Source organism: Mangrovibacterium marinum (genome assembly GCF_003046625.1).
Taxonomy (GTDB): Bacteria; Bacteroidota; Bacteroidia; order Bacteroidales; family Prolixibacteraceae; genus Mangrovibacterium; species Mangrovibacterium marinum.
The window spans coordinates 55,046-73,373 of record NZ_QAAD01000014.1; the positions used below are offsets into that span (position 1 = coordinate 55,046).

Genomic DNA, 18,328 nt, shown 5'->3' on the forward strand with positions numbered 1-18,328 from the left:
AAAAAAATTGATGATGAAAAGATTGTTGTTTTTGCTAATGCTGTCGGTGCCTGCCCTGTGCGCGCCGGGACAAATTAGAATGACCAGTTATTCGTTGGATGCCGAAAAATTGCAGAACTCTCCTTTTAAGAGCAGCGCTTATTTTTTGCAATCGTTCGAGAATGCCGGTGATACTCCGGATCCCTTATTGGAACAAATGATTGACCGCTACTGGAGGCAACAGGTGGACGATCCGCAAATCAGCTGGCTGGTCCGTAGCTGGTGCTGCCCGGTTGAAACCGAGTCGGAAGCCGCAGTGCTGATTTCCGGAAGCTATGTTTACAGCTACGGAACCGATGCGCACGAAACCGTATACCGTGAAAGTGTAAGCGCCGGGAGCCCCACAATTCCGTATTTTACGAGTGAGAAAACGAATTATGCAGATCTTATGGTTATTCTGAACTTTAGCTACACCGATGGATCACCTGCCGTAAGCGATACGCTGCATTTGCGGAAAGAAAGTGTGTTAAAGCCCGGTAAGAGTTATTTTAAGGTCGACCAGCTCGTAAAACAGTTGGAGGATGAAACCCGATCGGCAATCGGTGGCTATCGCTTCTTTGTTGATCGGAAGACGGCTTTGCTTAACCTGCCATCGGTGAAAATTAAAGATAAAGCCTTGCGTGAAGACTATAAATCATTGAAGAGCTTGTTGCAGGAGGGGGAGTATATGGAGGCCGGGAAGCTGGCCCGCAAACTTTACCAAGCCGAGCAAATCCCGGAATTGTCGGTGGCGCTGGGAATGTGTTACGAGTTGGTTGGTAATTTTCCCAAAGCACAGGAATACTATGCCGCCAAACCCGATTTTCATATTAAGGTACGAATGAAAAAGAACATGGAAATGCTGGAGGCTGCACAGCGCTTGGGGTATCATCCCGAGTTTATTGAATTTCAGTGAACAGGGGAAGCTTGTTCGTGACGCATAAAAAACCAGGCGGATTGTCGTGAAATCAGGAAAAGCCATTAACTTTGGTTTTGAATTAATAGGCAATACGTTATGAAAAAGCTTAGTTATTTGTGTGTAATTATTGTGGCATTGGTTTCGTGTCAGCAGGGCAAGATCGACCGCATGCAGGCAACTCAGGATAGTTTGGCGCAGGCGGCAGTTGAAAAAGATTCAGCGATTATCAACTTCGTGTCGGTGATGACCGAAATTCAGGAAAACCTGGATTCCATCAAGCAGATGGAAGACATTGTGCGTATCGAATCGGCCAAAGTTGGCGAGGGAGGTCGCACCGATAAAGATCAGATTTTGAGTGATATTGCAGCCATTCACGAGCTGATGCGGCAAAACAAGGAGCTCATTAATAAATTGCAGAAACAGCTGGGCAGCTCGAATGCGAAAGTTGCCGAGTTGCAACGTGCCATCGTGGTGTTGCGCAAGCAGGTTGAACAAAAGGACGCTGAGGTTGCCAGCCTGAAAACAGAGATGGAGAAACTGCATTTGGATATGGCGGGCATGACAAGCCGTATGGAGGAAATGGCAGCCGAAAGCAAGCTGAAGGACGAAGCCTTGATGGATAAAACCAATACCATTGATGCACAAACCATTGCTTTAAACACGGCATACTATGCTTTTGGCTCACAAAAAGAACTGATAGAGAATGATTTGGTTGAAAAGGATGGCGGATTTCTGGGTATTGGTAAACGCCTGAAGATGAAAGAACAATTCAACTCGGATTATTTTACGGAAGTTGATATTCGCGATTTGGCCCGAATTGAATTAAATGCCCGCAAAGCGAAGCTGGTGACCAATCATCCGGCTGACTCGTATCATTTTGAAGGTGAAGATATGGCTGAGGCGTTGGTGATTGACAATCCCGTGGAGTTTTGGAGATCCTCAAAGTTCTTGATTATTGTGGTGAACTAACGCGAATGATGTTCCATTATAAAAAGGAAGTCCGCTATCCCGGTGAGGGTAGCGGACTTCCTTTTATTTTGTCTTTCTTTTGGGTGATCATTCTAGTAGTTGAACTCCAGTCGTTTGCCGCGAACGGATGTTTCGATGTGTCCCCGGTCGTAAGCCAGTTGACCGTTGACGAAAGTCTTCGACACCTGGGTGCTGAAGTTTGTTCCTTCGAAGGGTGACCAGCCACATTTGTAAATGATATTTTCGGGGCACACCGTCCAGCTTTTTTCCGGGTTAATCAATACCAGATCGGCGTAGTATCCTTCACGGATGTATCCACGGCGGTCAACACGGAACAGGTCGGCCGGAGCATGACACATTTTCTTTACCACCTCTTCGGCTGTAATCTTTCCTTGCTTCACGAACTCGAACATGGCCGTTACCGAATGTTGTACCAACGGACCTCCCGAGGGCGCTTTAAAATACGAGTGCGATTTTTCGTCCAGGGTATGGGGTGCATGGTCGGTGGCAATTACGTCAATCTTGTCGGCCAGCAGGGCATCCCACAGAGCCAGCTTGTCGGCTTCCGACTTCACTGCCGGGTTCCACTTGATACGTGTTCCGTAAGCCAGATAGTCGCGCTCGTCGAACCACAGGTGGTGGACACATACTTCGGCTGTAATCTTTTTATCTTTCACTGGTCCCGGTTGGAAAAGGTCCATTTCCTGCGCCGACGAGATGTGCAGTACGTGCAGGCGGGCGTCGTATTTGGCAGCCAGCTCAACCGCTTTCGACGATGACTTGTAGCAGGCTTCGGCGCTGCGTATTTTGGGGTGACGCGAGATGGGCACAACCTCACCGTACTTCTCCCGGTAAATTTCAATATTGCGTTTGATGATCGCCTCGTCTTCGCAGTGGGTTGCAATAAGCGTTGGCGCATTTTTGAAAATCTCAGCTAGTGTCGCTTCGTCGTCTACCAGCATGTTTCCGGTTGATGAGCCCATGAATACTTTAATGCCGCAAACCTTCCGGGGATCGGTTTTCAGCACTTCATCCAGGTTTTTATTGGTGGCTCCCATATAAAACGAATAGTTCACCGCCGACACTTCTGCCGCGCGGGCATATTTTTTTTCCAGCTCCTCGTGGGTCACACTTTGCGGATTGGTGTTGGGCATCTCCATATACGAAGTAACACCGCCGGCCAGCGCGGCCTTCGATTCGGTGGCAATTTCGCCTTTATGGGTTAAACCCGGTTCGCGAAAGTGAACCTGATCGTCGATGGCTCCCGGGATCAACCAGCGCTCTTCGGCATCGATAACCTGAGCGGCATTGTTGGTGCTTTCGGGCTTTTCTCCCTCAAATATGCTCTTAATAAATTCACCTTCGATGATAACTCCTCCACGGAAACGCTTCCCTTCGTTGATGACGATTGCGTTATGGATGATGGTCTGTTGCATGGTACTTGGTATTTGTCTTAAATTACGATCGTAAAAGTAAAAAGGCTACAATCCTGTGCAGCCTTAAGCAATTATCCGGTTTGATTTGTTCACGAGGCTATGTTGTTAGTCGGCTTTGGGCTGGTAGTTGGTAAACCAGCTGTGCATCTTCATTTTTAGAATTCCCCATAGTGCTTCGTTAAAAATGCCGCCACTCATTTTGGAACTTCCCTCCTGGCGGTCGGTGAAAATTATGGGTACTTCCACTAAGTTGAACCCGTGTTTCCAGGCGGTAAATTTCATTTCAACCTGAAACCCGTAGCCTTTTAGGCGGATGTTGTCCAGGTCGATGGTTTCCAGCACGCGACGGCTGAAACATTTAAAGCCGGCGGTGGTGTCCATCACTTTCATACCCGTTATAAACCGCACATAAACCGAGGCACAGTACGACATCAGCACCCGTCCTAGGGGCCAGTTGATGACGTTGATGCCTTTGATGTAGCGGGAGCCAATGGCGACATCGCCTCCTTGCTTTTCGCAGGCATCCAGCAGGCGCTCCAGATCTTCCGGGTTGTGCGAAAAGTCGCAATCCATCTCAAAAATGTAGTCGGCGCCGTAGTTTAAGGCCCACTTAAATCCGCTCAAATAGGCAGTGCCGAGTCCCAGCTTGCCTTCTCGTTGCAATAAGTGAAGCTTTTTGGGGAACTCCAGTTGTAGTTTCTTGACGATCTCAGCCGTTCCGTCCGGTGAATTGTCATCGATGATTAATAACTCGAAAGGCCTTGGTAATGAGAAAACTTTGCGAACCATTCGTTCAATGTTTTCCTTTTCGTTGTACGTGGGAATGATAACCAGATTTATTTTCACGAGCCCTATGTATTTAATTGAGTTAAATATAGAGTTTTTGAAGATAACTGGTAAATTAGAATAGATATTTTTGTTCCGGTAAATGTCATTTGGTTCGTAATGATGTTATTATTCCGTTAAAATGATACCGGCACAGGACTTGGCGCTTGCATGGCGTTGTTTTCTTGTGAAATTTGTGTGTAAAAAGAAACCGAAAATAAATCATCTTAGGCGGGAAAGTATGGAATTTAGGTGCAAAAAGGCGGGTGACGAATGTTACGGCGTAAAAGAGTTAACGCTGCTGTCGGAAATCAGTCAACGATTGATTCAGACCAAAGAATTGAAAAATGATTTGTCGGTAATTTTGGAATTGCTGGTGCGGCACCTGGATGCCGAGCGTAGCTTTTTGACGATTTTCAACAGGCAAAATTCGAAAATTTATATCGAGGCGGCTTATGGGTATAGTTCCGCGCAGCAAGCTCGCGGAAAATACGACCTGGGCGAAGGAATCATCGGTCGGGTGATTGAACTGGCCAGGCCGATTGTGGTGGATAAAATCTCTGAGTCGAATCTGTTTCTGAACCGCACGCAGCAGGAACTCAAATCGAAAGATGGAAAAGATTTGACCTTTGTTTGTGTTCCCATCATTGAGGAGTCGCAGGTAACCGGTGCATTAGGCTTGCTTCGTTTGTACAACCCCTATATTACCAAGGATGAAAACCTGTATCTTTTGTCGGTTATCGGGAGCCTTATTTCGCGAGTGGTGAGCTCCAAACAAGAGCAAATGGAAGAACTTGAAGCGCTTCGGCAAAAAAATCAGGAACTGCAGAGTAAGCTGGACGATGGACAGCGTCCCGTCAATATTGTTGGTAATTCGGGCAAAATGCGCGATGTATATTCGTTGGTGAATATGGTGGCCGAAACCAACTCGACGGTGTTGATTCGCGGGGAAAGCGGGATTGGTAAGGAACTGATTGCTGATGCCATTCACTATTCGAGCAAACGAGCCCGGAATAATTTTGTGAAGGTCAACTGCTCGGCCTTGCCCGACTCGCTGATCGAGAGTGAGTTGTTTGGTCATGAAAAGGGAGCTTTTACCGGAGCCGACAGTCGCCGGAAAGGACGCTTTGAATTGGCTGACGGCGGCACCATCTTCCTGGACGAAATCGGTGATATTCCGTTGTCGACGCAAGTTAAGATACTGCGGATCTTGCAGCAGCGTGAGTTTGAGCGCCTGGGGGGAACCGAAACCATTAAAGTGGATGTGCGCATTGTGGCGGCAACCAACCGAAACTTGGAGGAGGCCATCGAGAAGGGTGAATTTCGCGAAGACTTGTTTTATCGGATTAATGTTTTTCCCTTGTATATCCCGTCTCTGCGCGAACGCCGCGACGACATTCCTTTGCTGGTCGATCATTTCATCGAGAAATTTAACAAACGCAACGGAACCAGCGTGAAGCGCATTACAACCAGTGCCTTGAATATGTTGATGATTTACTCGTGGCCGGGCAATATTCGTGAGCTCGAAAACTGCATCGAACGGGCTTGTATTCTGACCACCGATGATGTCATTCATTCGTATAATCTGCCACCATCGCTTCAAACCGCTGATTCGTCGAATACGCAGGCTCGGGGAGGCTTAATGTATACGGTTGAGCAGGTGGAGAAACAATTGATTCGCGAAGCTTTAACAAGCACCAAAGGGAATATTGCCAAAGCGGCCGAACTGCTGTCGGTGACCGAGCGAATGCTGGGAACACGCGTAAAGAAATATGAAATTGAAGCCTGGCGATTTAAGGTATAAGTTCCTGATAGTATGGAAAACAGCTCATTGACGTTTATCGAAATTGATTTGTATAACAACGCGCATGTTGAGGCATTAATCGATTTGTTGGACTGTTACATGCGCGATCCGATGGGGGTGAGCGCTCCTATGCCGGAGAATATGGCGCCCAAAATTATTGAAGGACTGCGCAACTATTCGGGCTATCTGGGTTTTTTGATTAAGGCCGGTGATCGCTATGCAGCCTTGGCTAATTGCAATAAGAACTTTTCAACATGGAAAGCCCGCTACCTGATTAATATTCACGACTTGGTGGTTCATCCCGATTTCCGAGGCCAGGGTGTGGGGCTTTTTCTGTTGGACCAAATTGCCGCTTGGGCGCAAAAGAATGACTATTGCCGCCTCAATCTGGAGGTGCGTAACGATAACAGCAGCGCGCAAAAGCTTTACCGAAAAGCCGGTTTTACCGACTGTAATCCTCCGATGTATTTCTGGGAACGGAGCTGGTAGATAATGATAATATTAAATATCGCGTGGTGATTGGGCATTACTGAAATGCAATTCCGCCTAAGTCTGTATTTTTAGCTGGTTGATTAAATAGACAGCGCTATGTGGTGGAAATCAAAATTCGATACAAACAAGCATAATCCGCGGCTGGGAGCAGCCGAAATCTTTAAATTTATTGGTCCCGGCTTGTTGGTCACTGTCGGTTTTATCGACCCCGGTAACTGGGCATCGAACCTGGCTGCCGGAGCGCAGTTTGGCTATTCCTTGCTGTGGATGGTTACTTTGTCGACGATCATGCTGATTATATTGCAGCATAACGTGGCGCACTTGGGCATTGTTACCGGCTTATGCTTGTCGGAGGCAGCTACCGAGCATCTGAAACCGGTCTATTCGCGCGGGGTATTGGTTTCGGCCATGCTGGCATCTGTATCTACCTCGCTGGCTGAGATCCTTGGCGGAGCTATTGCCCTGAAAATGCTGTTCGATGTTCCCATTCGGCTCGGGTCGGTTTTGGTGACCATCTTCGTGATCATCATGTTATTCTCCAAAAATTATCGGGTTATCGAAAAGTGGATCATTGCCTTTGTATCGGTGATCGGGCTTTCGTTTTTGTACGAGCTTTCACTGGTTGATGTGGAGTGGACACAGGCCATGAAGGGCTGGGTGACTCCCTCGTTTCCGGAAAATTCAATTTTGGTGATTATGAGTGTTCTGGGAGCCGTTGTAATGCCGCATAACCTGTTCTTGCATTCCGAGATTATTCAGAGCCGGCAGTGGAACTTGTCGGACGATGCGGTGATTAAGAAGCAGCTGAAGTATGAGTTCTTCGACACCCTGTTTAGCATGATTATTGGCTGGGCCATCAACAGTGCCATGATTTTGCTGGCAGCAGTAACCTTCTTTAAAACCCAAACGCCGGTCGACGAGTTGGAACAGGCCAATCACCTGTTGGGGCCGCTTTTGGGAAGCCATGCGTCGAATGTTTTTGCCGTGGCCCTGCTGTTTGCCGGGATTTCGTCAACCATCACTTCGGGGATGTCGGCAGGCAGTATCTTTGCCGGAATTTACAAAGAACCCTACGATATTAAGGATAACCACTCCCGCCTTGGCGTCATCATCTCGCTGGTGGTGGCTTTGCTGATCATCTTTTTTATTTCCAATCCGTTTCAGGGACTGCTGATATCGCAGATGGTGCTCAGTATTCAGCTGCCCTTCACCATTTTTACACAGGTTTACCTCACTTCTTCGGAAAAGGTGATGGGGAAATATAAAAACTCAACAGTCTCCAAATGGATGCTTTACACTCTGGGGGCTATTGTTACTGCGCTGAATGTGGTGTTGTTCGCCAGTGCCTTTCAGTAAGATCGGTCGGCTTTCGCGGTCAACAAATCCGACGTTTGCTTGTTGGTATCCACATTAAAAGCAATCGTATGACGAAGTCAATTATTATAACAGCAGCCATTTTGCTGGCTTTGGGAGTTGTGATCGGAGCCTTTGGTGCCCATGGTTTAAAGTCGCGTGTTTCGCCCGATCTGCTGCAAGTGTACAAAACCGGTGTCGAGTATCATTTTTATCATGCTTTAGGGCTGTTGCTCATCGGTGTTTTGTCGGTTAGCATGCCATCGGGCTACCTCAATTGGGCTGCGCTGTTTTTGTTTGCCGGCATTCTCATTTTCTCCGGTAGCTTGTATGTCCTGACCTTGACCGGTATCAAATGGATTGGCGCTATTACGCCCATTGGTGGGTTGAGCTTCATCGTCGGGTGGATTTTGTTGGCTCTCGCTGTCGTCAAGCATTTCCCCAAACAGATTTAGGAACGGGATCTCGCGCAGAGGCGTCCTGCCGGATGAGGCAGGGCTGAGTTTGAAATTCGTGAGCAAAGTTCTGGCTTCCAAATTGTTTTTGTCGTAACTTGAAGGGAAGCCAAAAATCACTTGCCATGAAAAAATCTGTCTACAACGATGCTTTACGCTATCACGAGAAGGGGAGGCCCGGAAAAATTCAGGTAGTCCCCACTAAGCCCCACGAAACCCAATACGATCTTTCCTTAGCTTACACGCCGGGGGTGGCTCAGCCCTGCCGCGAAATTCAGCGCGATCCGGAAGAGATTTATCACTACACTTCGAAAGGAAACCTGGTGGCTGTTGTCTCGAACGGAACAGCAGTGCTGGGGCTTGGCGATATTGGCCCCGGTGCCGGCAAACCGGTAATGGAGGGGAAGGGAATGCTGTTTAAGATTTTTGCCGATATTGATGTGTTTGACATTGAGGTGGACGAAAAAGACCCCGACCGGCTGATCGATGTGGTGCGGGCCATCTCGCCTACATTTGGAGGTATTAACCTGGAAGACATCAAGGCGCCGGAATGTTTCTATATTGAAGAGAGGCTGAAAAAGGATCTCGATATTCCGGTTTTTCACGACGACCAGCATGGAACAGCCATCATCTCGGGCGCGGCCTTGTTGAATGCCCTGGAGATTACCGGAAAGCAAATTGAAACTATTCGGGTTGTCATTAGCGGTGCCGGAGCGGCAGCCATTTCCTGCGCCAAATTGTATTTGCAGCTGGGGGTGAAGCCGGAAAATATCGTCATGTTCGATAGTAAAGGTGCTGTATCTAACGCCCGGAGCGATTTAAATGAGTCCAAAAAACAGTTTGCCTGTGCCCGCGATTATGCCTCGCTGGCCGAGGCCATGAAGGGAGCCGATCTGTTTCTGGGCTTGTCGGTGGGGAATCTTGTTACGGCGGATATGGTGCGTTCCATGGCGCCCAGCCCGATTGTTTTTGCCATGGCGAACCCCACGCCCGAAATTGCCTACGACGAGGCCGTGGCCGCGCGCGATGATGTTATCATGGCTACCGGCCGCAGCGACTTTCCCAACCAGATTAACAATGTGCTGGGCTTTCCTTTTATCTTCAGGGGAGCCCTGGATGTTCGCGCCCGGGTGATTAACGAGGAAATGAAAATTGCAGCGGTGAAAGCCTTGGCCGATCTGGCCAAAGAATATGTTCCGGAGCTGGTTACGAAAGCCTACAATATGGAGAATATTGTTTTTGGCAAGGATTATATTATTCCGAAACCCTTGGATCCCCGCTTAATTACCACGGTTGCCCCGGCCGTAGCTAAGGCCGCCATGGAAACGGGCGTTGCCCGCAAGCCAATAACCGATTGGGACGAATATGAACGCGAGCTGGGGGCACGCCTGGGAGGCGAGAATAAGCTGATCATGACCATCTGCAATAAGGCGAAACAAAATCCGAAGAAGGTGGTGTTTGCCGATGCCAATAACCTGAAAATGTTGAAAGCGGCCCGTTTTGTTACCGATCAGGGAATTGCACAGCCTGTTTTGCTGGGTAAACGTTCGGAGATAGAACGGATTAAAACAGAAAATAAACTGGATTTGGATGGCCTCACGATCATCGATATTTATCAGGATGTGACCGATGAAAAGCGCAATGAATATGCCCGAATTTTGTTCGACAAGCGCAAACGAAAAGGGATGAGTTACGACGAAGCACTCGAACGGATGTATAATCACGATTATTTTGGCTGTATGATGGTTGAAACCGGCGAGGCCGATGCTTTCATCTCGGGGTTTTCGCGCAAGTATGCCGATACTATCCGGCCGGCTATTCATGTGATTGGTACAAAAGAAGAGTTTAACCATATTGCCGGGATGTATGTGATGCTCACATCCAAAGGCCCTTTGTTCTTAGCTGATACCACGGTCAACTCCGACCCGGCGCCTCAAACCATCGCCGACACCACCGTTTTGGTGGCTAATGAAGTGCGGCGATTTAAAATTGAACCCCGGATTGCCATTCTCAGCTATTCCAATTTCGGGGCTTTTAAAGGAAAGGGAAGTCCGGTAAGGGCCAGCGATGCTGTGAAAATTCTTCACCGCGATTATCCGGATCTGATGGTCGATGGTGAGATGCAGGCCAACTATGCGCTGAATGGTGCCTTGCGACAACGAAAGTTCCCCTTTAGCAAGCTCGGCGATGCTGATGCCAATGTTCTTATTTTTCCCAATCTCAGCTCGGGCAATATTCTGTATAAAGTGTTGCAGGAGCTGGGGGCAGCCAAGGCGATGGGCCCCATTTTGCTGGGCATGCGAAAACCGATTCATGTTTTGCAGATGGAAAGCTCGGTGCGCGAAATCGTCAACCTGGTGGCTATTGCTGTTGTTGATGCGCAGGAAGCCGAGATAACGAAAAAAGCATAAATCACGAGATTCGCTGGTAATATGATTCGGAGGGAATCACCAAAAGGGATGAAAGTGTAGTCGTTTTCGACGATGCTGTTGTCGTTGTTTTCAATAGTTGTCGGGTTGTTGGCCAAAACAGCGTCGTGAGACGGAGATCACCCGGTTGAACTTAGCTTTTCGGCAGATGGCGGTTGCAGATAAAAATCAGCCATGACCTTTTTGTTTCGTTTTTGTGTCCCCGTCAGACCGGCCGGGCAGGACTACAAAAATGAAAACCCGTCCGGTAGGACAAAAGATCCGAGTTGAATAAAAGCCGGAGTGAAAAACGGGTCAAACTGTTCAGGGACGGGGCAAATTGCTCGGGGGATGCTTCAAACTGCTCGGGGATGGCTTCAGATTGCTCGGGGGACGGTCAATCCTGCTCGTGAAGCCGGTCAAACTGCTCAGGGGACGGTCAAATCTTTCAGGGGATGGCTCAAACTGCTCAGGGAACGCTCCAAATTGCTCGGGGAAGGCTTCAAACTACTCAGGGACGGGTGAAAATCCTCAGGGGAGGGTCAAACCTGCTCGGGGGACGCGTCAACCGGGCGTTTCAGTATGTCTTTTCCTAAAATAGCTTGACAGATTTATACTTTATTTGGTAGGATGTAAATGTTTTTCATTTCATTTACTGGTTTACAAATCTAATACGATTCTAATTCCTGATTGCGTTCATACTTCATTTTCTTTATCCTGTTTTTTGTTGGTTGTTTTTTCTCTTTGCTGGTTTCGCTAATAAGCAGCGTTCTACTCCCTGTTTTTAGCCTTGTGTTTTTTTCAATTGCCTGAAGCAGGTTGTCTTGTTGTCACAGGTTATCATGGTTGTCACAAGTTATCGGGTTGTCATCCAAGACGCCATCAGCTCATAAGAAGGTCGTTCGATCAATGCCAAAAACTTGGGAACCGGTTGGCCTGGTTTTATCGAGGCCTCCATCAAACGAAAAGCTTCCTGCAATCCCGGAGGGATGCTAATTGGGTAGCATAACGACGACAGGGGCGAAATTCCGTCCCGTACGGGACGGGAGAATCTTCGTGTTGCCTTTGGTGCTACCCAAATTATACCGTTTTACAGGCTAATTTATGCTATGAAATAGGACGGTATAATGCCGATAGACTGAAAAAGAAGCATTGTACTGAAGTGATACGATGCGATACTTTTGAAGCTAATCGGTATTAAATGGCTAAAGCCATTGTTGAAAAATGAAAACCCGTCCGGTAGGACAAAGATCCGAGTTGATCAAAAGTTGAAGCGAAGGAATAGGCTCTAAAGCGTCGAAAAAGAAACTTTCGCAAAAAAAAAAGGGGACATCGTGTGTGATGCCCCCTCTTCCGGAAAGTTGTATTTTCAGTTTTCAAATTCTTATTGCCAGCCGCCTCCCAACGCGCGGTAAAGTGTTACCACGGCGGTCAGTTGTTGTAAATGGTCGCTTACATTGTTCAATTGGGCTCCGAGGTAACTTTGTTGTGCATTTAGCACTTCGGTATAGGTTGCCGACCCGTAGGTCAACAGCTCTTTGGTATAGTCAACCGATTTTTCCAGAGCGTTTAGTTGCTTTTTGCGCAGGTCGATCTTGCGTTCTGCTGCCTGGTAGGTGCCCAGCGCATCGGAAACTTCTTGGCCGGCAGTGAGCAAGGTGTTTTTGAAGTCGGCCAGCGCTACTGCCTGTTGGGCTTTGGCAACTTCGAGCCGTGTTCGGTTTGCTCTTTTGTTGAAAAGCGGAGAGGTTAATCCGCCAACCACGTTGGCCATAAGCGAACCGGCATCAAAAAGGTCACTGTATTCGAGTGCTTCCAGTCCGCTCGATGCAGTTAAGGTTACCGAGGGGAAGAAGTAAGCTTTTGCACTGTTGGTGGTTTCGTAAGCGCTGATGACCGCGTATTCCGCTTGCATTACATCGGGGCGGTTATCGAGCAGTTGCGAGGGAACTCCTACGGTTAACTGGCTGTGCACTTGTTGGTCTTCCAGTTTTCCGCGCGTGATGGTTCCGGGTCTACGTCCCAACAGGATGCACAGGCTGTTTTCGGTTGCTTCAATTTGTTGTTCCAAATCCGGGATGGTCACTTCGGCAGCATAACGGGCAGCTTCACTTTGCACGACTGCGGCACCGGTAACACTTCCATGATCTTTTAATACCTTCATTGTTTCAACCAGTTCGGCATTGGTCTTAACGGTTTCTTGTGTGATTACCAGCTGTTGATCCAGTGCCAATAAATTGTAGTAGGCCGTTGCAATGTTGGCAATCAGGTTGGTCTGAACTGCTTTGCGGGCAGCATCGGTTCCCAGATAATCGGCATAAGCTGCTTTTTTGGCGCTGTTTAATTTTCCCCAGAAATCGATCTCCCAGCTGGCCTGAAGGGCAATTTGAGCTGCATTGTACTCGCGGGGCCCCGAGGGGTAGGTCGATTCTGAATTGCGCACGTAAGTGTGGCCGGCTTGAGCACTGATGCCCGGAAGCATGCTCTGGCGACTTTGCTTGAAATAGGCTTCGGAGGCTTTTACGCGCTCAATGGCTGCTTGTAGGCTAAGGTTGTTGCTTAGTCCTTCAGCGATCAGGCTTTTTAGAACCGGATCGTTAAACAGGCTTTCCCAAGCCTCGTTGGCCAGGTTGGTACTATCGGTTTGCGTGGTACCATACAGCCCTTCGGTGTTTATGCTGCTTCGCTCGTAGTGTCTGCTACTGCTGCACGAAAGCAGCGTAGCAGAAGCTAGCAAGGCGAAGGCCATATTTTTGAGTGAATTTGTTTTCATATCTCGTTCAAATTTTACCCGATTGTTAATCCAGGCTATTCATTTCTGATATTTCCTTATTTTCTGGTTTCTTAACTTTTTCCTGTAAAGTTTGGAATACCACATACATGGCCGGAATGACCAGGATTCCGATCACCGTACCAATCAACATACCACCAATGGCACCGGTCCCGATCGAGCGGTTACCGTTGGCTCCAACACCGCCACCAATAATCAACGGCATCAAACCTACGATAAAGGCAAATGAGGTCATCAGGATTGGGCGCAGACGGGCCGTTGCTCCTTCAATCGCTGATTGAACAATGCTCATACCGCCTTGGCGACGCTGAAGGGCAAATTCCACAATCAGGATCGCGTTTTTCGCTAACAGACCAATCAACATGATGAGCGAAATTTGCAGGTAAATATTGTTTTCAACACCCAACATTCGGGCAAAGATGAATGCACCGGCAATTCCAATAGGTAGTGGCGTGATGATTGAAAGCGGCAAAATGTAGCTTTCGTACTGCGCAGCCAGGAAGAAGAATACAAAGATTAAACTCAAGGCGAAAACCACGATGGTTTGGCTACCGGCGGCAATTTCCTCGCGGGTAATACCCGAGTATTCGTAAGCATAGCCGGTAGGCAAATGCTCGGCAGCAACTTCTTCAATCGCTTGAATGGCATCACCTGTACTGTAGCCCGGATTGGGGCTACCCGTTACGTTGATTGAGGTATACATATTGAAACGGGTGATGTTTTCCGGTCCGTAAACTCGTGTTAGTTTGATGAACTCGGTAATCGGAGCCATCTCGCCGCTCGAAGTCCTGATTTTGATGTTGTTCAGGTCTTCCGGGTTACCACGGTACTCCGCTTCCGATTGGAGCATTACGCGGTATTGTTTCCCGAAGCGGTTAAAGTCGGAGGCGTAATAACCACCAATGTATCCCTGCAAGGTAGACAATACCGTACTTACCTCAATGCCGCTTTGCATACAGCGGGCGGGGTTGACATCAACCATGTACTGCGGGAAGCCGCTGTTGAACGATGTTTGTGCATACTGAATTTCCGGACGTTGGTTCAGGGCAGCCAAAAATCCTCCGGCAGCCTGTTCAAAATCCTTGATGTCGCCTCCGGTTTTATCTTCCAGCTTCAGCTCGAAACCACCGGTAACACTAAAGCCGGATACCATTGGCGGCGAGAAGATGATAACACGGGCATCTTTAATGCCAGCCGTCATGCCGTAAAGCTTGCGGACAATGCTGGTCTGATCCTGTCCGTCTTCTTTGCGCTCGTCAAAGGGAGCCATACTACAAATAATCATGGCGTACGAGCTACCCTGACCACCGATAAACGAGTACCCGCCAACCATTGAGCGGCCATCGATTTCGGGGATGGTCGCCAAAATCTGGTCAACCTGGCGTGCTACTTCCAGTGTTTTTTCAGAAGAAGTTGCCGGCGGCATGGAGATGTCGACAAACACACGGCCGGTATCTTCATCAGGCACAAAACCGGTTGGCGTTGTTTTCATCAGGAAAACCAAAACCGCAATAAATGCGACGATTAAGCCAGCTGAAAGCCATTTCCGTTTAATAAAGAAATGGGTTGACTTCTGATATTTATGGGTCATTGTTTCAAATGCCGTGTTGAATGCCGTGTAGAAGCGCTTCATCAGTCCTTTTTTGTGCTTTTCCTCTTCGTTGTGTGGTTTCAGGAAAATGGCACAAAGCGCAGGGCTTAAGGTTAAGGCATTGATGGCCGACAGGATGATGGAAACGGTTAGTGTAATCCCGAATTGGCGGTAAAACACCCCCGTGGTGCCGGTAATAAAGGTAACCGGGATAAATACAGCCGCCATAACCAAGGTGATGGAGATGATGGCAGTGGAGATTTCACTCATCGCCGAGATTGACGCCGAGCGGGCATTCTTGGCTCCCTGGTCTAATTTGGCGTGTACCGCTTCAACCACCACAATGGCATCGTCCACCACAATACCGATGGCCAGTACCAGGGCAAACAAGGTCAGCAGGTTGATGGTAAACCCAAACAGGTTCAGGAAGAAGAAGGTACCAACGATTGAGACCGGAACGGCAATCGCCGGTATCAGCGTAGCCCGGAAGTCCTGCAGGAAGATAAACACCACGATAAATACCAGGATAAAGGCTTCGAGCAGGGTGTGCAGCACTTTCGAGATCGAGCTGTCCAGGAAGTCGTTGGTGTTCATTAATATTTGATAATCCACTCCCGGAGGAAAATCCTGGGAGGCATTTTCAATTACTTTTTGACATTCAATGATCACGTCGCGGGCATTGGAGCCGGCAGCCTGGAAAATGGCCATGGTTACCCCGGGCTTGTTCATTGTTGCTGTCGACATGGCGTAGTTGAGCGCCCCCATTTCAATGCGGGCAACATCTTTTAGGCGGAGAATATTTCCGTCAGCATCTGCTTTTATAATGATGTTTTCAAATTCTGCGGGCTCCTTCAGTTTTCCGCTGTAACGCAAAACGTATTCGAAACTCTGGTCGTTTTGTTGTCCAAAGCGGCCGGGAGCAGCTTCCAGGTTTTGGGCTGAAATTGCTGCGGTAATATCCGATGGCATAAGCTTGTAGCTGGCCATCACGTCGGGACGCAGCCAAACGCGCATGGAATAGTCCTTGGCACCAAAAACCATGGCTTCACCAACCCCGGTAACCCGTTGGATTTGCGGAAGCAGGTTGATTTTGGAGTAGTTTTGCAGGAAGGTCTCGTCGAATTCGCCCGAGGGGCTGTAAACCGAAAATACCAGCAACATGTTGTTTTGGCGCTTGCCGGTAGTAACCCCGGCCCGGGTAACTTCGGAGGGCAACAGGGCATTGGCTTGTGCCACCCGGTTTTGAACGTTTACGGCCGCCATATCGGGGTCGGTACCTTGTTTGAAGTACACCTCGATGGTTGCCGCTCCTGTGTTACTGGCCGACGAAGTCATGTAGATCATGTCTTCAACGCCGTTAATTTGTTCTTCCAGCGGAATAATTACACTATTCATCACCGTAGCAGCATCGGCACCGGTATAGGTGGCCTGCACACGGATGGTTGGCGGTGCAATATCCGGGTATTGCTCGATGGGGAGCGAGCTGATGCCCAGCACCCCAAGGATTACGAGTATGATAGAAATGACCGTTGAGAGTACCGGTCTTTCAATAAATTTTCTAAACATCTTCCTTCTGAATTTAAATTACTGATTGGAGCTGTTGTTGTCGCCGGTTTGTTGGGGCGTAACATTGGGCTTGATTTCGGTTCCGTCGCGCAGGCTGGTGATGCCTTCAACAACGACCTTGTCGCCGATTTTCAATCCGGTAGTAACAATGTAGGCGTCTTTTAGGTTACCTGCGACTACTTCAATCTGCGTGTTTACAACTTTGTTTTCGGCATTCACTACATACACAAAGTGTTTATTCTGAATTTCGGTTGTTGCTTTTTGCGGAATGACGATGGCATTGTTAAAGTGCTGAGGAATGCGCACAGCACCGCTGCCTCCGGAGCGTAAGAGCCCTTCGGGGTTTTTAAACGAAGCACGGATGTTAATCGCTCCGGTAGACTGGTCTACAATACCGCTGGCTGTTTCAACCTGCCCTTTAATGGGGTAAGCCGTGTTGTCGGACAGGATTAGCTCAACAGCCGGAAGGTTTTCCAGTTTTTGTTTGGTGTTCGCTCCTTCCAGATCTTTAGTGAGTGCTAGAAATTCGGTTTCGTTGGCCGAAAAGTAAGCATACATCGTGGCTGTGTTCGACACTGTTGTCAATGGTTGGGCGCTTGAGCTGCTAACCAGGCTACCCACCCGGTAGGGAAAGTTGCCGATAATGCCGTCGGTAGGACTGGCGATCAGCGTGTAGCCCAAATTGGCTTTGGCATTGGCAACATTGGCTTTCGCGTTGGCCAATTGCGCTTCGGCGGAGGCATAAGCTGCTTTTACCGATTCCAGTTCAAATTCGCTGACAATATTTTTGTCGACCAGCGGTTGCGTTTTTTCAACATTTATTTTTGCCGTAGCCACTTGTGCTTCGGCAACTTTCACCTGCGCTTCTGCCGAGCGTAGTTGTGCCTGAAGGTCGTTGGCATTCAAACGGAACAGGATTTGTCCTTTTTTGACAAGGTCGCCTTCATCAACAAAAATCTCTTCGATATAGCCGGCAACGCGCGGGCGGATTTCAACGGTTTGTACACCCTGAAGGGTGGTTGGGTAATCCTTGTAAAGGGTTGTTTGCTGGGGTTGCAGCTCAATGGCTTTGTATTCCCGTACTTGTCCGGCCATACCGGCACGACCGCCGGTAGAGTCTGAGCAGGAGTACATCGCTAAAAGGATGGCGATAATACTAAGATGTTTCATTCGAATAATTGTTTTCATGTTTCTTATCTGTATGATTTTATAATTTCTAAATAGTAGTATTTGTCAACAATTCTCCGCCAAATCGGAAAAACCGGTATTTTGTTGAATTTTCTGGATGACGTTCTCGAAGTGAATTAATTCTTCTTCAGTAACGCCGTGCAATAGTTCCTGAGATACTTGATCGGAGATTTTTTTGGCATGCTCAAAGACCTCGAATCCTTTTTTAGTTAAAATCAGGTTCTTTTTTCGTTTGTCTTCCCGGTCCTGCATTCGAACAACGTAGCGTAAATCAATTAAAATGTTTGTTTGACGCATGATCAGTGATTTGTCGCGATAGAAATGGTTTGCGATATCTTGCTGCGTTAAATCTTCTTTTGCATTGATGAAATGCAGCAGGATAAACTGTTCCATGGATAGCTCGATATCATTTTCTTTAAACGTTGCCAGCAGTCTTAGCTTGCTCAGGTGCATTGTTTGCCCCATTAAGTATAGAAGTGGTTTTCGCGTGTTCATAGCTTCTTTAGTGCTTTA

The 18,328-nt window shown here is 48.1% G+C and carries 13 protein-coding genes; 7 read left to right on the forward strand and 6 right to left on the reverse strand.

Annotated elements, in window-relative coordinates:
* Positions 1-10: 10 nt before the first annotated feature.
* Both C8N47_RS13275 and C8N47_RS13280 read left to right on the forward strand, forming a co-directional pair.
* Positions 11-934, forward strand: a complete 924-nt coding sequence (locus C8N47_RS13275; RefSeq protein WP_146161533.1) for a hypothetical protein — start codon at positions 11-13, stop codon at positions 932-934.
* Positions 935-1,033: 99 nt separating this feature from the next.
* Positions 1,034-1,906, forward strand: a complete 873-nt coding sequence (locus tag C8N47_RS13280; RefSeq protein ID WP_107823058.1) for a Cbp1 family collagen-binding glycoprotein adhesin — start codon at positions 1,034-1,036, stop codon at positions 1,904-1,906.
* A 92-nt stretch (positions 1,907-1,998) separates the two neighbouring features.
* On the opposite strand, the gene C8N47_RS13285 is transcribed toward C8N47_RS13280, so the two are convergent.
* Complete coding sequence (locus C8N47_RS13285; protein WP_107823059.1) at positions 1,999-3,342, reverse strand: dihydroorotase; 1,344 nt, start codon at positions 3,340-3,342, stop codon at positions 1,999-2,001.
* A 105-nt stretch (positions 3,343-3,447) separates the two neighbouring features.
* Entirely contained in the window at positions 3,448-4,188 is a 741-nt protein-coding gene (locus C8N47_RS13290; protein ID WP_107823060.1) for a polyprenol monophosphomannose synthase, read from the reverse strand.
* Between the two features lie 220 nt (positions 4,189-4,408).
* Between C8N47_RS13290 and C8N47_RS13295 the strand changes: the two genes are divergently transcribed.
* The 5 genes from C8N47_RS13295 to C8N47_RS13315 all read left to right on the forward strand — a co-directional run bounded on the left by C8N47_RS13295 (position 4,409) and on the right by C8N47_RS13315 (position 10,682).
* Complete coding sequence (locus C8N47_RS13295) at positions 4,409-5,971, forward strand: sigma-54 interaction domain-containing protein (RefSeq protein ID WP_107823061.1); 1,563 nt, start codon at positions 4,409-4,411, stop codon at positions 5,969-5,971.
* Between the two features lie 12 nt (positions 5,972-5,983).
* Positions 5,984-6,460, forward strand: coding sequence for a GNAT family N-acetyltransferase (locus C8N47_RS13300; protein WP_107823062.1), 477 nt, complete (start codon positions 5,984-5,986; stop codon positions 6,458-6,460).
* 99 nt (positions 6,461-6,559) lie between these two features.
* Positions 6,560-7,819: an Nramp family divalent metal transporter gene (locus tag C8N47_RS13305; protein WP_107823063.1), complete on the forward strand. Its 1,260-nt coding sequence runs from the start codon at positions 6,560-6,562 to the stop codon at positions 7,817-7,819.
* A 68-nt stretch (positions 7,820-7,887) separates the two neighbouring features.
* The gene (locus tag C8N47_RS13310; protein ID WP_107823064.1) at positions 7,888-8,271 is read left to right on the forward strand and encodes a DUF423 domain-containing protein; all 384 of its coding nucleotides are present in this window, start codon (positions 7,888-7,890) and stop codon (positions 8,269-8,271) included.
* Positions 8,272-8,396: 125 nt separating this feature from the next.
* The gene (locus C8N47_RS13315) at positions 8,397-10,682 is read left to right on the forward strand and encodes an NADP-dependent malic enzyme (RefSeq protein ID WP_107823065.1); all 2,286 of its coding nucleotides are present in this window, start codon (positions 8,397-8,399) and stop codon (positions 10,680-10,682) included.
* Positions 10,683-12,063: 1,381 nt separating this feature from the next.
* Here the strand turns inward: C8N47_RS13315 and C8N47_RS13320 are convergent.
* From C8N47_RS13320 to C8N47_RS13335, 4 genes are all read right to left on the reverse strand, one after another.
* Complete coding sequence (locus tag C8N47_RS13320) at positions 12,064-13,452, reverse strand: efflux transporter outer membrane subunit (RefSeq protein ID WP_107823066.1); 1,389 nt, start codon at positions 13,450-13,452, stop codon at positions 12,064-12,066.
* A 25-nt stretch (positions 13,453-13,477) separates the two neighbouring features.
* A complete protein-coding gene (locus tag C8N47_RS13325) occupies positions 13,478-16,627 on the reverse strand; it encodes an efflux RND transporter permease subunit (RefSeq protein ID WP_107823067.1) in 3,150 nt (1,049 codons plus the stop codon).
* Positions 16,628-16,645: 18 nt separating this feature from the next.
* Positions 16,646-17,797, reverse strand: a complete 1,152-nt coding sequence (locus tag C8N47_RS13330) for an efflux RND transporter periplasmic adaptor subunit (protein ID WP_211316136.1) — start codon at positions 17,795-17,797, stop codon at positions 16,646-16,648.
* A 63-nt stretch (positions 17,798-17,860) separates the two neighbouring features.
* Positions 17,861-18,310 carry a MarR family winged helix-turn-helix transcriptional regulator gene (locus tag C8N47_RS13335; RefSeq protein WP_107823069.1) on the reverse strand — a complete coding sequence of 150 codons (450 nt, stop codon included), beginning with the start codon at positions 18,308-18,310 and terminating at the stop codon, positions 17,861-17,863.
* Between the last annotated feature and the right edge of the window lie 18 nt (positions 18,311-18,328).

Bases quoted from the DNA above. Each gene is read 5' to 3' on its own strand.
- C8N47_RS13310 (WP_107823064.1), top strand. From the start codon at position 7,888: ATGACGAAGTCAATTATTATAACAGCAGCCATTTTGCTGGCTTTGGGA.
- C8N47_RS13295 (WP_107823061.1), top strand. From the start codon at position 4,409: ATGGAATTTAGGTGCAAAAAGGCGGGTGACGAATGTTACGGCGTAAAA.
- C8N47_RS13275 (WP_146161533.1), top strand. From the start codon at position 11: ATGATGAAAAGATTGTTGTTTTTGCTAATGCTGTCGGTGCCTGCCCTG.
- C8N47_RS13335 (WP_107823069.1), bottom strand. From the start codon at position 18,310: ATGAACACGCGAAAACCACTTCTATACTTAATGGGGCAAACAATGCAC.
- C8N47_RS13280 (WP_107823058.1), top strand. From the start codon at position 1,034: ATGAAAAAGCTTAGTTATTTGTGTGTAATTATTGTGGCATTGGTTTCG.
- C8N47_RS13285 (WP_107823059.1), bottom strand. From the start codon at position 3,342: ATGCAACAGACCATCATCCATAACGCAATCGTCATCAACGAAGGGAAG.
- C8N47_RS13315 (WP_107823065.1), top strand. From the start codon at position 8,397: ATGAAAAAATCTGTCTACAACGATGCTTTACGCTATCACGAGAAGGGG.
- C8N47_RS13300 (WP_107823062.1), top strand. From the start codon at position 5,984: ATGGAAAACAGCTCATTGACGTTTATCGAAATTGATTTGTATAACAAC.
- C8N47_RS13305 (WP_107823063.1), top strand. From the start codon at position 6,560: ATGTGGTGGAAATCAAAATTCGATACAAACAAGCATAATCCGCGGCTG.
- C8N47_RS13330 (WP_211316136.1), bottom strand. From the start codon at position 17,797: ATGAAACATCTTAGTATTATCGCCATCCTTTTAGCGATGTACTCCTGC.
- C8N47_RS13325 (WP_107823067.1), bottom strand. From the start codon at position 16,627: ATGTTTAGAAAATTTATTGAAAGACCGGTACTCTCAACGGTCATTTCT.
- C8N47_RS13320 (WP_107823066.1), bottom strand. From the start codon at position 13,452: ATGAAAACAAATTCACTCAAAAATATGGCCTTCGCCTTGCTAGCTTCT.